This window comes from Paenibacillus graminis, from assembly GCF_000758705.1.
In the GTDB taxonomy this organism is placed as follows: domain Bacteria; phylum Bacillota; class Bacilli; order Paenibacillales; family Paenibacillaceae; genus Paenibacillus_AQ; species Paenibacillus_AQ graminis.
The window spans coordinates 2,229,424-2,243,139 of record NZ_CP009287.1 but is presented as its reverse complement, the minus strand read 5'-3'; the positions used below and the strand labels follow the sequence as shown (position 1 = coordinate 2,243,139).

8 protein-coding genes are annotated in these 13,716 nt (G+C 53.6%); 2 read left to right on the top strand and 6 right to left on the bottom strand.

Annotation, left to right across the window (positions count from 1 at the left end; genetic code table 11):
- The first annotated feature begins 57 nt into the window (after positions 1-57).
- Complete coding sequence (ilvD, locus tag PGRAT_RS09075) at positions 58-1,743, top strand: dihydroxy-acid dehydratase (RefSeq protein WP_042266436.1); 1,686 nt, start codon at positions 58-60, stop codon at positions 1,741-1,743.
- A 34-nt stretch (positions 1,744-1,777) separates the two neighbouring features.
- Here the strand turns inward: ilvD and PGRAT_RS33145 are convergent, their stop codons facing one another.
- Both PGRAT_RS33145 and PGRAT_RS09065 read right to left on the bottom strand, forming a co-directional pair.
- The gene (locus tag PGRAT_RS33145; RefSeq protein ID WP_156124058.1) at positions 1,778-3,241 is read right to left on the bottom strand and encodes a nucleoporin; all 1,464 of its coding nucleotides are present in this window, start codon (positions 3,239-3,241) and stop codon (positions 1,778-1,780) included.
- Between the two features lie 709 nt (positions 3,242-3,950).
- Positions 3,951-5,330, bottom strand: a complete 1,380-nt coding sequence (locus PGRAT_RS09065) for a polysaccharide deacetylase family protein (protein ID WP_025704273.1) — start codon at positions 5,328-5,330, stop codon at positions 3,951-3,953.
- A gap of 242 nt (positions 5,331-5,572) precedes the next feature.
- On the opposite strand from PGRAT_RS09065, the gene PGRAT_RS09060 reads away from it, so the two are divergent.
- Complete coding sequence (locus PGRAT_RS09060) at positions 5,573-6,772, top strand: AI-2E family transporter (protein ID WP_025704272.1); 1,200 nt, start codon at positions 5,573-5,575, stop codon at positions 6,770-6,772.
- Here the strand turns inward: PGRAT_RS09060 and PGRAT_RS09055 are convergent.
- The 4 genes from PGRAT_RS09055 to PGRAT_RS09040 all read right to left on the bottom strand — a co-directional run bounded on the left by PGRAT_RS09055 (position 6,733) and on the right by PGRAT_RS09040 (position 13,616).
- Positions 6,733-8,532, bottom strand: coding sequence for a peptidoglycan D,D-transpeptidase FtsI family protein (locus PGRAT_RS09055; protein ID WP_244884054.1), 1,800 nt, complete (start codon positions 8,530-8,532; stop codon positions 6,733-6,735). The two genes, PGRAT_RS09060 and PGRAT_RS09055, sit on opposite strands and share 40 nt — an antisense overlap.
- A 749-nt stretch (positions 8,533-9,281) precedes the next feature.
- A complete protein-coding gene (locus tag PGRAT_RS09050; RefSeq protein WP_025708510.1) occupies positions 9,282-11,348 on the bottom strand; it encodes a methyl-accepting chemotaxis protein in 2,067 nt (688 codons plus the stop codon).
- A gap of 44 nt (positions 11,349-11,392) precedes the next feature.
- Complete coding sequence (locus PGRAT_RS09045) at positions 11,393-12,355, bottom strand: acetylxylan esterase (protein WP_025708509.1); 963 nt, start codon at positions 12,353-12,355, stop codon at positions 11,393-11,395.
- A gap of 235 nt (positions 12,356-12,590) precedes the next feature.
- Positions 12,591-13,616, bottom strand: coding sequence for a glycoside hydrolase family 130 protein (locus PGRAT_RS09040; protein WP_025708303.1), 1,026 nt, complete (start codon positions 13,614-13,616; stop codon positions 12,591-12,593).
- Positions 13,617-13,716: the final 100 nt, after the last annotated feature.

Genomic DNA, 13,716 nt, shown 5'->3' with positions numbered 1-13,716 from the left:
AATGCGTTAATGCGACACTATATCCGGTTCATATTTAATTAGGAGGGGAATGTCATCATGGCAGTCAAGAAAATGCGTTCAGACATGATCAAAAAAGGCTTTGACCGCGCTCCGCACCGCAGTCTTCTGCGGGCAGCAGGCGTAAAAGAGGAGGATTTCGGCAAGCCGTTCATCGCGGTCTGCAACTCCTATATCGACATCGTGCCTGGCCACGTGCATTTGCAGGAATTCGGCAAAATCGTCAAGGAAGCGATCCGCGAAGCCGGCGGCGTTCCTTTTGAATTCAATACCATCGGCGTCGATGACGGGATCGCCATGGGACATATCGGGATGCGTTATTCCCTGCCAAGCCGCGAGATCATTGCCGATTCCCTGGAAACCGTTGTTTCCGCCCACTGGTTCGACGGCATGGTCTGCATTCCCAACTGTGATAAAATCACGCCGGGCATGATGATGGGCGCCCTGCGGGTCAATATCCCGACGATTTTTGTCAGCGGCGGCCCTATGAAAGCGGGTGTGGACAGCAAGGGGAAAAAGCTCTCCCTGACTTCCGTATTCGAAGGCGTAGGCGCTCACCAGGTCGGCAAAATCAATGATGATGAGCTGCTTGAACTGGAACAATACGGCTGTCCAACCTGCGGCTCCTGCTCCGGGATGTTCACCGCGAACTCCATGAACTGTCTGGCCGAGGCACTGGGCCTCGCGCTGCCGGGCAACGGCACCATTCTCGCCGTAGCCGAAGAACGCAGGGAATTCGTCCGCAAATCGGCAACCCAGCTCATGGAGCTGATCAAGCTGGATCTGAAGCCGCGTGATATCGTAACCAAGGAATCGCTCGACAACGCGTTCGCACTGGATATGGCGATGGGCGGCTCCACCAATACCGTACTTCACACCCTGGCACTCGCTCAGGAAGCTGAAATTGATTACCCTCTGGAACGCATCAACGAAGTTGCTAACCGCGTGCCTTACCTGTCCAAGCTGGCTCCGGCCTCCGACATCTTCATTGAAGACGTTGACCGGGCGGGCGGCGTGAGTGCTGTACTGAATGAGCTTTTGAAAAAACCGGGGGCCATCTTCGGGGATTGCATGACCGTTACCGGCAAAACGCTGGCCGAAAATGTTACCGGGCATGAAATCCTGGATACGACGGTTATTCATCCGCTGGACAACCCGTATTCCGAAGTGGGCGGTCTGTCTGTCCTCTACGGCAACCTTGCACCTGAAGGCTCGATCATCAAAGTCGGTGCGGTGGATGCTTCCGTAGGCGGCTACCACAAAGGACCGGCCATCTGCTTCGATTCGCAGGAAGAGGCGCTTGAAGGCATTGCCAACGGCAAAGTCAAAGAAGGCCATGTGGTTGTTATCCGTTATGAAGGTCCGAAGGGCGGACCGGGCATGCCGGAAATGCTTGCTCCAACCTCCCAGATCGTCGGCATGGGTCTTGGCGCCAAGGTGGGTCTAATCACCGATGGCCGCTTCTCGGGCGCATCGCGCGGCATCAGCATCGGGCATATCTCGCCTGAGGCTGCGGAAGGCGGACCGATCGCCTTTGTCGAGGACGGCGACATCATCGAGCTGGACCTCAACAACCGCAAGATCGAGCTGCTGGTTGACGAGGAAGTGCTGGCTGTCCGCCGCAGCGGCTGGAAAGGCTTCGAGCCGAAGGTGAAGACAGGCTACTTGGCCCGCTACTCCAAGCTGGTAACCAATGCCAGCAAGGGCGGCGTGCTGAAGATCTAATGGGTGCTGGGCAATTTGCACAGCACCGCTAAAGTTACCGTGCGGGAAGCACTGGGAACGGTAAGTGAATGTGCTTCGAAGGTTTCCTGGCTAAGACACTTGCCAGGAGAATCAACAGATGTTGGTTCACGTAAGCTCCGCAACAACGGCATTTCTGCCGTTGTTGCGGAGCTTTTCTGCTGCGCGGGGCAAACAACGGCATTTCTGCCGTTGTTGCGGGGCTTTGACGCTGCGGCGGGGCAAACAACGGCATTTCTGCCGTTGTTGCGGAGCTCTGACGCTGCGGCGGGGCAAACAACGGCATTTCTGCCGTTGTTGCGGAGCTCTGACGCTGCGGCGGGGCAAACAACGGCATTTCTGCCGTTGTTGCGGAGCTCTGACGCTGCGGCGGGGCAAACAACGGCATTTCTGCCGTTGTTGCGGGGCTTTGACGCTGCGGCGGGGCAAACAACGGCATTTCTGCCGTTGTTGCGGAGCTCTGACGCTGCGGCGGGGCAAACAACGGCATTTCTGCCGTTGTTGCGGAGCTCTGACGCTGCGGCGGGGCAAACAACGGCATTTCTGCCGTTGTTGCGGAGCTCTGACGCTGCGGCGGGGCAAACAACGGCGTTTCTGCCGTTGTTGCGGGGCTCTGCCACTGCGGCGGGGCAAACAACGGCATTTCTGCCGTTGTTGCGGAGCTCTGACGCTGCGGCGGGGCAAACAACGGCATTTCTGCCGTTGTTGCGGGGCTTTGACGCTGCGGCGGGGCAAACAACGGCATTTCTGCCGTTGTTGCGGAGCTCTGACGCTGCGGCGGGGCAAACAACGGCATTTCTGCCGTTGTTGCGGAGCTCTGACGCTGCGGCGGGGCAAACAACGGCATTTCTGCCGTTGTTGCGGAGCTCTGACGCTGCGGCGGGGCAAACAACGGCATTTCTGCCGTTGTTGCGGAGCTCTGACGCTGCGGCGGGGCAAACAACGGCATTTCTGCCGTTGTTGCGGAGCTCTGACGCTGCGGCGGGGCAAACAACGGCATTTCTGCCGTTGTTGCGGAGCTCTGACGCTGCGGTGGGGCAAACAACGGCATTTCTGCCGTTGTTGCGGAGCTCTGACGCTGCGGCGGGGCAAACAACGGCATTTCTGCCGTTGTTGCGGAGCTCTGACGCTGCGGCGGGGCAAACAACGGCATTTCTGCCGTTGTTGCGGAGCTCTGACGCTGCGGCGGGGCAAACAACGGCATTTCTGCCGTTGTTGCGGAGCTCTGACGCTGCGGCGGGTCAAACAACGGCGTTTTTGCCGTTGTTGCGGGGCTCTGCCACTGCGGCGGGGCAAACAACGGCGTTTTTGCCGTTGTTGCCTGCGGCGGGTCAAACAACGGCGTTTTTGCCGTTGTTGCGGAGCTCTGACGCTGCGGCGGGGCAAACAACGGCATTTCTGCCGTTGTTGCGGAGCTCTGACGCTGCGGCGGGTGCGTCAAGAAGATAGTGTAAGAAGCATACGTATCTTCTCGGGGCATCGTTAGCTGGATAAGTGGAAAAAGGATAACTAATTTGTCTAAGCACCATGTACGCTGCAACGTAAGTGGAAAAAGGTACACTAATTCAGCTCATTTCACCCATGAAGGAGTAATATTGTCCAATTAAGTTTCTTTTTTCCACTTAAACCTCACAATTGTTGACTTTGGGGAGAAATAAGTTTCCTTTTTCCAACTGCTATATAAATTGAACTTGTGATTTTCGATTCCGGGATGGGTCGTAACTATAGAGGATGCTTGGACTTCCAACCTCTGCCCAACTGCAGATTTCTTGATGGTATATTGCTGTTCGCGGTTAAAATCCGCAGACTGGTTATGCTGAAGATAGCGAGCTTTCCTGCAAGAAAGCCTTCAGGCGCTCCCTACCGCTCCGTAAGTATCCATACTTCTAGTTCCGCCACTTTTCCCTGTTTTTTATATTTTCAAATTCAATCTATACAGCACTTGTTCACCGGATTGTTCACAGGGACCCGGCTCTTCGCAAGCGCTAGTTAGAAAATAGATATCTCCTCCGCCTGATTCCCCTCTTTCCAGGTGAATTTCACTTCACTTCCCCGCAGCTCCCATGCGTTTTTTCACAAGAGCAGGAAACCATAGTTTCCTTAAAATCAAAAAAACTCCTGTAACCTGAGGTCACAGAAGCTTATCTTATAATTGCTGTTTGCTGTTTCATTTCATTTAACAGTGATCATTAGTGCACAACCGTAGCTGCCGGCAGCTCAGCCTCCAGGGACAAATCTTCTTCCCGACGCTGCTCACGGGGCTTCACCTGTTTCTGCGGACGCTGCTGGTTCATCTGGTCAAGCAGTTGGGAGACGGGCATCAGCATCATTTTGGGAATCAGCACCTCGCTCCGTTCCTTTAGCCTTGCCCCTCCTGCCGGGTGGATGACACTCAGCAGTATACTCAGGTAAAACTTGGCCGACCGGGCAAACCACCCTTTCGGCAGATCCAGCACCATGAACCCGAATTTCTCCGGTCCGCGGTTGATCATACTGACACCGTACAGCGCTTTCGCTTCGGCCAGGTCTATATCCCCGGCAATCCGCTGCGCCAGCACCGGCATATCCTTCTCCATCCGGCGGATCATGCGGATCGCCAGCTGTGCCGAGGAACGTGAATGAATGCCAAGCTCGAAGAGCTGCCTGTTGTCAATATGCAGTTCAATCACCTTGTCGCCTTTGGCCAGCAGTTCGCCGCCTTCCATCTGTACAGGTTTTCCCTTATATTTGCGTATACGGTAATGCAGGAACGGATCTGCCGGTGAGAGGGTCTTAATCTGGAATATTAGCTGGAAAACCTTCTCCCAAGCCAACCATAAGCCGACAAGCAGCCTTTTGCTAAAAGAAAGCTTTTGGATCGGAGAGCTCTGCCCCATCTTGATCATCTCATCGACCCGGATGCTGCGCAGTCCGCGCCGTTCTGCCTCCTGCAGCATCCGCTCCAGGGCGACCAGCATATGCTCAGGCGCTTTGGGGTCCGCTCCGAGTGTGGTGCCGCAGTCATGCAGCAGCATCACTTCGCCCGGATTCAGCTTGGTAAGCAGCTTTTCTGTCAGCCGTTCTGCGCCGAGCTTTTCCTTCCAGTCGCCGAACATTGCCGACCACAGCACGATCTGCACCTGGCGGCGCTTCGAAAAGTCGAACAGATTAACGATCCCCCAGGGCGGGCGGTAATACGTGCTCCGTTCACCGGTAATACTGAAAATAATATCATCCGTGCGCTGTATCTGGCGTTTGACGGTAGCCGGACGCATCAGCCAGTTCGTCTTGTGAACATAATTATGGATTCCGATCAAATGCCCTTCATCATGCATACGCTTGATAATTTCTGGGTTCTGCTCGGCATGGGAGCCGACAACAAAAAAAGTAGCCTTGGCACCGTAGCGTTTCAGCAAATCAAGCAGCAGCGGTGTATAGAGCGAGTCCGGACCGTCGTCAAAAGTAAGCGCAAAATCACCGCGGCCCATCCCTTTGCGGAAGACACGATATCCAAATAAGCGGCTGATCATCCCAGGGATAAAGGCATAAAATGTTGAAATATAAAATAACCAGAGCAGCAAAGTCTGCATATAAATTCCCCGCTTTTCCAGAGTTGACTTTGGCTCGCGTTAGGTCTGCAAGCAGATTCAGTGATACGGCCAAGTAGAGTAAAGTATGCCTCGCGGTTTTTAAGTAGGCAGATTCCCACGAAAAAACGTTACCCCCTATTTTAACACAGGTATCAAAGAAATAGACGCTTTTTTGTTAAAATCGTGTACAATGAATTAAAGCTGAATTTGTTACTTTATCTAAAAAGGAGTCGTTCATATTCATGTTGCCGCTGTACAAAAAATATTGGCGCACCATATTCGACATCGGTTTAGTCGTGCTGACCGTGTATCTTGTGATGTTCGCTTTCAGTACGGTGTACCGGCTCGCCGCGCCTGTGTTCTTATCATTTTTTGTATTTCTGATGATTGAGCCGCTGGCCCGTTTTCTGAACCGCCGGGGAATGGCCAAACCGTTTGCTTCCGCGATTTCGGTCATCCTGTTCCTGATTGTGCTGCTGGGTGTGTTGTTCGGCGCCGGGCTGCTCATTACGATGCAGGCACTACAATTCCAGGACGATCTGCCCAGATATACATATATCGTACAGCAGCAATTTGCTGAGACGACCACTTATTTGCAGCACAAGATTGATGCACTCCCGCCGGATCTTACCAACAAAATCAACGGCTATTTTAAGGAAGCAACCAATGTGCTTTCGGGCTGGCTGGTAATCTCCCTTAAATATATGATCGGAGTGCTTGGCTCCTTCTCTTCATTTATGGCTAATTTTGGCATTGCGATTATTCTGGCCTTTTTTCTCAGCATGGAGATTAAGGACTGGCGCAAAATTGCTCATGACAAGATGCCCAAAACATTCAAGACAGCTTATGCTTTTTTACAGGGGAATGTCTTCAAGGCCATCGGGTCCTATCTCAAAGCACAGCTGATTCTGATCAGTATTACCTTCGCCATTGTCCTGGTTGGGCTCTTTATCCTTAGAAGCGGCAATGAAATCACTATGGCCATAGTCTGCGCCGTATTTGATGTGCTTCCGCTGCTCGGGGTGTCGACGATACTGATCCCCTGGATTGTATATCTGTTCATCATCGGCAATACTTCGCTGGCCATTGGCCTAATTGTGCTGCTTGCGGTGGTGCTGATTGTGCGGCAGCTGCTGGAGCCGAAGATCACCGGTAATTCCATCGGCGTATCCTCCGCTTTCCTGATGCTGTCGTTCGTGATTCTGTCCAGCTCCATCTTTGGCTTCGCCGGCTTGATTCTCTCGCCGATCCTGCTCATTCTGCTCAAGGAACTGCTTCAGCAGGGGTATCTCCAGCGCTGGATCTTCCTGCCGAAGGAAGAGTTTATTGTATCGCCATTCGCAGCATCCGGCGAGCCTTCCACTCCGGGAGGTGAGGCGGTTTCCGGTGATCCGGATGGCACTCATGCGCCGGAGGATTCCGCCAGCAGATCAAATACCTGACCAAACAGCCTGGTGGCCACATGCGGGCTCCCTGGGGCCACATTCTCCACCAGGACGGACACCGCAAATCTGGGGTGCTCGGCCGGTCCGTAGCCGACGAACCATTGGTTATTGCGGGGCATGCCCTTCACCCATGTCTGGGCTGTACCTGACTTGCCTGCAAGAGGCCATTTCGTGCCCTGCAGGCTTTTGCCGGTTCCCCCGGTCACAACCTTCCGCAGCAGGGAGAGCAGCTCATGGGCTGTCGACGGCGAGATTCTGCCTTGGGGGGACGGGGCTAAATGGGCAGGAAGCTCTTTCAGCGTCTGTCCGTTGGCGAATGCTACCCGCTGAAGTATACGCGGCGCATGGACTTCTCCACCATGCAGCAGCGTAACCAGCAGGTTGGCTGCCTGAAGCGGTGTGACCCGGACATCGCGCTGGCCAATTGCTGTCTGTACCCTCGCTCCGCCGTCATCGGGCAGCAGAGTGGTAAAGATTGTCCCCGGCTGTTCCCCGGACAGCGGACGGAGCAGCGGCAGGCCAAACGTATTTTCCGCTTGCCAGCTGATATCCCGGCCCAGCCCCAGCGCCAGTGCGGCGGACTGGAGCTGGGCTCCGCTCAGCCGCTCAGCCAGCGAGGCAAATACGGTATTGCAGGACACGGCGAACCCTTGCGCCATGGTAAGGGAGCCGTGTCCTTTTCCTTTCAGGCAGGACAGGCCATATTTTCCGTAATGCCCGGAGCAGTAAAACTTTTCCCCGGGCGAAGTCACACCGGCTTCCAGTGCCGCAGCGGCGGTTACAATCTTGAAAATAGAGCCGGGAACCGCAGCCTGAAGCGCCCGGTTATTCCACTCGCCTCCTTCTGGCGAAATCAGCGCGGGATTATAGAACGGCAATGAAACCATAGCTTCAATATCACTGGTGGAGGTATCCAGCACTACTACAGCACCTTCTTTGACTCCAGATTTCACAGCCAGCTTCTCAATATTCTCCTGAAGCTTCTTGTCTATAGTCGTATACAAAGACAGCGGATAATAAGGATTCCCCGGCGCTCTCACCTTAATGGGACTGTCAGGAAGACGGTTGCCGCGCGCATCCACCCGGGCATAAGCTTCGGTATGGCCTACTCCCTGCATAAGCGGCTCCAGCGTCTTCTCCAGACCATCGGTTCCCGTCAAAGGAATTCTCAGACCGGTCGGCGATTCCTTCGCCTCCGCCGCCTTAGCTTCCGACAGGTAGCCCAGCCACTGGCGGCCTGTCGCTTCCCCCGTATACCGGCGGGCAAAAGGCAGCGCCCGCACACCGCCGACAGCCAGCGCTTCAACCGCTTCAGCCTGCCCCGGCGTCAGCTCCAGCGGATTTTTGCCGCTGCCTGAAGGCCAGAGCAGCGGCTCTTTCAGCCCGCTGCGTCCAGCCTGAAGCTGCTCGTAGGTTACTCCCAGCACCGTGGCAAGCTGCTGCAGCTTCTCTTTGCCGGCAGCACTCTCCGCTGCTTCCGCTTCCGCTTCGTCCTGGGGAAAAAAAGCCGCCGTCCACACCGTTTCGCCGGCCAGCGGCTGGCCGCTGCGGTCGTACATCCGCCCCCGGCCGCTGTCGAGCACTACCTCCCGCTCACTCTGGATCGCGGCCATCTGGGCCATGGAGTACTCCGCTCCCGGCACTTTGCGGTCCTTCAGAAGCAGCTGTACCCAAGCCAGCCGGACAATCAGCACCGCCACCAGTAAGCACAGGATAAGCGAGCCCCAAAAAATACGTTTATGAATAAGCTTGTGCAAAGCCATTCCTCCTGAGGTTTGGTGAGACTAAAGCCGCCTGCCGGCAAGGGTTATGGAAGATACAATTCAATGATATCCTGTTTGCCAGACGGGCTTCATGGCATCTATTATGCCCACCTTGCGGATTTATTACCTGACTTATTACTCGACTTATTGCCCTGCATGCACCCCATGGAACTTAAACGCTATCTGTAAATGGTACAGCCAACTAGAAAGCCCGTAAAATTTCAAATCATATTATTGCAACCAAATACAGTTACAGCTTGAAGCTGTATTTTGCAGCAACGATGAACCTCTGCCCCCCGCCCAAGTCCCTACTCCTTCTTGCTTGGACCCGGTGGGAAGTGCAAGAGGAGAAAGTAAACTTAATTCTTCCCAATCTGCTTCCCCGTAAGTGCTAGTTGGAAAAAGGATAACTAATTCTGTCGATGCGCCGCTTTTCGGGAGGAATTGCTTAAAATAACTCTACTTTTTCCCACTATATCCTCATTCTGAGGATATTTTATTCAATTAAGTATACTAGTTCCACTATAGCCTCCTTCAAACTACCCTCTTCTCAACCATTTCCAAGCTTCTTCCCAGGCGGCCCTCCTACAAAAAAAGATTCGACAGGTTCATCTCGATATATCCCAACACAAGAGGAAATCCCAATATATGAACAAAAACCGCCTCTTCATAGGAAGAAACGGTTTGAGTTCCTGCTTATAACATCTCTACGGCGGCAGCTGCACTTCCTCCAGCAGCCTGTATTATACCGTAAACTTTGAGAGTCTTTCCTTCAGCATTGAGGAAGCCTTCTCCAATTGGGCAGAAAGGTCCACGAGATAATCGCTCACATTCTGCTGTTCCCCGCTGAGGGAGGCCACTTCCTGTGAAGCAGCCGAGGATTCCTCGGCAAAAGAGCTGACGCTGCTGATCGCATCCGACAGCACATGCTGCGATTGATTCAGCCCCTCAATAGAAGCTCCTACGGAATCCAAACGGGAAATAAAATGATTCATTTGTCCCTGTACTGAGACAAAGATTTCGCTTGTGTTCTGGACTGAAACGATCTGCCCGTCGAACAGGGGCGATACCTCCGACAGCGCAGCAACAGTCTCATGCATATCCGTCATAATCTTATCCGTTATTTCAGCCGCCATCGCAATCGAGCGTTTGGACTGTTCGGACAGCTGGCGGATTTCATCGGCTACGACTGTAAACCCTCTGCCCGCTTCCCCTGCACGTGCAGCTTCAATGGAAGCGTTCAGCGACAGAATATTCGTCTGCTGCGTAATGCTCTGCATAGCCTCCAGCACTTTCATTACGGATGAAGCGGTATCCTTGAGTTCATTGACCTTCAGCACGAGCTTATCGGTCATACCGCCTGTTGTATGCGTCTGGCGCAGCAGCTCCTGCAGCTTCACGACACCTTCCTGGCTGGATTGCCCCACATGATGTGCCATGCTGCCCATCTCATGGGCAGCAGAGATCACCATATCCATCCGGTCGGATATCTGCGCCGTCATCTCATGGCCGCGGTCCGCTTCCAGCGCCAGGCTTCCGGCTCCTCCGGCAATCTCTTCGGTCGCCGCGGCAATATCCCTGGCCGACGCAGCCGTCTTACGCGAAGCATTGCCCAGCGCATCTGCTGTTTCGAGGACCTCGCGTGCCGTCTCGTTGGTATGAACCACCAGTTCCGTGATCCGCTCCATCATCACATTGAAGGAAGACGACAGCTGGCCGATTTCATCACGGGAAGCAACCCTGGTCCGCACCCGCAGATCGCCTTCCGCCCCCTGGAACATCAGATCCCTAAGCCGTGAGAGCGGCCTCGATACCATTCTGACCATCCATAAGCCGATTAGAATCGCTATAAGGGCTGCGGCAGCAACAGCAATGTAGGTCGTCCCCAAAATACGGCCTGCATCTTTGACCAGATTCTCCGAGGGCACAACACCCAGCACTCTCCAGCCCGAACTCTGCAGTGTGCCATACACGGCGAGAATGGATTTGCCTTTTTCATCTTGGGTCGGCAAAGACCCCGAAGCTTCGGTCAGACCTTTAAACAATGTCCCGCCGAGGCGAAGATAGGAATCCGTCTGCTGCTGGGAGGAGGCAATCAGCTCGTCCTTGCTGGTCAGAAGCTGGATGTAGGAATCCAGGCCGAGATTGACCTTGCTCAGCTGGCTGTCCAATTCTTTGGTACTGATATCGCAGACAGCAATGTAGCCTGTCCCGCCCGATTCATCCGCCATGGATTTGGCAAAATGAAATACGCCCGATGTATCCCCCTGCTTCAATCCTTGCGTAATCCATAAGCTGTGGGGTTTCTCTTTCAGCTGCTTGAACCAGGAAGCCTCCCTGATTCCTTTCATAAAAACGTTATCTTTTGTTCCCGTGGCAGACACAGAAAACTCCTCATTCAAGGGTACCAGGTATACCGCCTGCACTCCCTTTACCGAAGTGATCCAGCGGTCCAATTCACTATTAATCCGTTCGGTTTGACTGTTCCGTTCAGCGCTGCTGGCAGCGGAGATACCTCCTTGACGAATTGCATCCTGAATATCCCTGTTGTAAAAAAGCTGCCCCAAACTGTCTTCAAAACGCATCAGGATCACGTCAAGCTTCTCTGCCGTTTGTTCGACAGTCTGCTGATTGGATGACAAAGCGTTGCTCTCAATGGTTTGTCTGGCGACGGAGTACGAGGTATACCCAAGGGATAATACAATTCCCATAGTCGCGATAAAAAACACGAGAAAGAGCCGCACCCCCAGCGACTTGGAGGGACGCAGCCGAGTAAAAAAACCTTTGCTGTCTGCTGCTTGTTTGCTCAAAAAAAATCACCGCCAGATCTACGATATTCTTGCACGGCTTCCCGTTACAAGGTCATGAAGGTCTGTAGCGTCCGATCGGAAAGATATGGAAGGTACTCATGACCGTATTCATGATATACCATCAGTTCTTTTGTTGCTGTGATTTTATTGTACGCAGCAAATTGCGTCGAAGGCGGGCAGACCGTATCTGCAAGTCCGGTCACCCACAGCACTTTGGCCTGGATCCGGCCTGCCAGATTCTGAATGTCGATGTACCCGAGCCGGTTAAAAATCTCTTCCTCCCGTTCATGATGGGGATCAAAAAAGCGGAAATAATAGTTAATCTCTTCATAAGCGGAAGTTGTAATATCCAGCTCCCATGCCCGTTTATAATCAGAAAGGAACGGATAGACGGGAACGGCCAGCTTGATTCGCGGTTCAAGCGCAGCGCAAGCTACCGTAAGCGCTCCGCCTTGGGAGAGGCCGAATGCGCCAACCCGTTCGGGGTCCACTTCCGGCATATTCATCAAAATCCGTGCGGTCTGGACAGTATCCAGAAACACGTTCCGGTAATACAGCTTGTCCGGATCCGGATCATCGATCCCCCGTATAATGTGACCCCGGATGGTTGTACCTTGCACCGTAAGGTTGTCTTCGGACAACCCGCCTTGTCCGCGGCAATCCATTGCGAGTACACTGATGCCGTGCGCGGCATAGGCAACCTTCTCCATCCAGTCGCCGCTGTCGCAGGAATAGCCGTGGAACATGACCACGCCGGGCCCTTTCGCCTGCTCTGTCTTTTTCGGTCTGACATATTTACAGTGCACTCTGGCACCGCCCACGCCGGTAAAATACAAATGAAAGCATTCGGCCAGCCCGCTGGTGAATTCCGCAGGCACCAGTTCATAATCCAAGGTCTGGGCATCAAGATCATGCAGGGCGCGTTCCCAGAATGAATCGAAATCCGCGGGCTTCGGGCTGGAGCCCTCGTAGGCTTTTAGTTGGGTTAGGGATCTTTCGGACGTCATAAGAAATCCTCCTTAGGAATGGATTGAATAGTATTGGCAAACAAGAGGAAAAACCCATTAAACATGGGTTTTGGGTTGATGCAGCATTTGTGGCAGCCACGGGATGGCTGCCACTGGCCACACAGTATTGAAGGCCCGGTCATCTTCATGGCCGAAGGATCAACAATGATTAGCGCCGGAAATCTGCGCAATCACAGCTGCAACCACAGATAAAAACTCAAGATCAGCTGCCAGCTTAGATCTTGCCCAATCCGGCGTCGTCTCCGACTTCCTCATGGGTTGCGATCACGTAGTTAACGATTTCTTCGACTGTAGTGTAAGCGAGACCTACATAGGTGTCGGCTGCGCCATAGTAGATGGCGATGCGGCCGGTTTCAGCATCATTCAGGGTAGCACAAGGGAAGAGCACGTTGTTCACGAAACCTCTTTCTTCGTACCATTCTTCCGGGGTAAGCACGAAGTTTTTGGAACGGTATTTAACCTTGGACGGCTCATCCTTATCGAGGATGACAGCACCCATGCTGTACACAAGGCCGTTGCAGGTTCCGGTAACGCCGTGATAGAACATCAGCCAGCCTTCGGTAGTCTCGATAGGTGCAGGGCCGCCGCCGATTTTGGTGCTCTGCCACCAGCCTTGCCCGCCTTTGGTCATGACATGGCGGTGTTTGCCCCAGTACACGAAATCAGGGCTTTCACTCAGGAACACATCGCCAAAAGGTGTATGTCCGCTGTCGCTCGGACGGGACAGCATCACGAAATTGCCATTGATTTTTCTGGGGAACAGCACACCGTTGCGGTTGAACGGCAGGAACGGATTTTCCAGACTGGTGAAGGTTTTGAAATCCTGGGTTTTGGCTACACCGATCGCGGCCCCGTAGAAATCCGTACACCAGATGATGTAATACGTATCTTCAACCTTGACCAGACGCGGATCATACGCATAACGCGGCATATACGGCTCGCCGGCTTCGTCTACAAACTGAATCGGCTCATCGTCAATTTTCCAGTCCAGGCCGTCCACACTGTGGCCCATGCGCAGATGAGGACGGGTGGTGTTGTCTTCAACACGGAATACGCCCAAAAATCTGCCTTCATAAGCAACAACAGCACTGTTGAAAATACGCGCGACACCTTTAGCCGGATTGCGCTTGATTACCGGATTGTCACTGTGTCTCCATACCGGACTGTCATTCCCGGCCGGTCTGTCCTGCCAAGGCATATTGGGAATATTCTGGCTTGCGGTCAACTTAACTTCTTTCATTTAAATACCTCCACAATTTAGCAGCGCGTGCTGCGGGTTATTTTATTCATGCAGGGCAACGGATGTGGTTAATGCTCCTTCAATCCCGCGCAGTAAACAG

Coding starts and splice junctions, on each gene's coding strand:
- ilvD (WP_042266436.1), top strand. CDS start 58: ATGGCAGTCAAGAAAATGCGTTCAGACATGATCAAAAAAGGCTTTGAC.
- PGRAT_RS09045 (WP_025708509.1), bottom strand. CDS start 12,355: ATGACGTCCGAAAGATCCCTAACCCAACTAAAAGCCTACGAGGGCTCC.
- PGRAT_RS09040 (WP_025708303.1), bottom strand. CDS start 13,616: ATGAAAGAAGTTAAGTTGACCGCAAGCCAGAATATTCCCAATATGCCT.
- PGRAT_RS09065 (WP_025704273.1), bottom strand. CDS start 5,330: ATGCAGACTTTGCTGCTCTGGTTATTTTATATTTCAACATTTTATGCC.
- PGRAT_RS33145 (WP_156124058.1), bottom strand. CDS start 3,241: ATGCCCCGAGAAGATACGTATGCTTCTTACACTATCTTCTTGACGCAC.
- PGRAT_RS09060 (WP_025704272.1), top strand. CDS start 5,573: ATGTTGCCGCTGTACAAAAAATATTGGCGCACCATATTCGACATCGGT.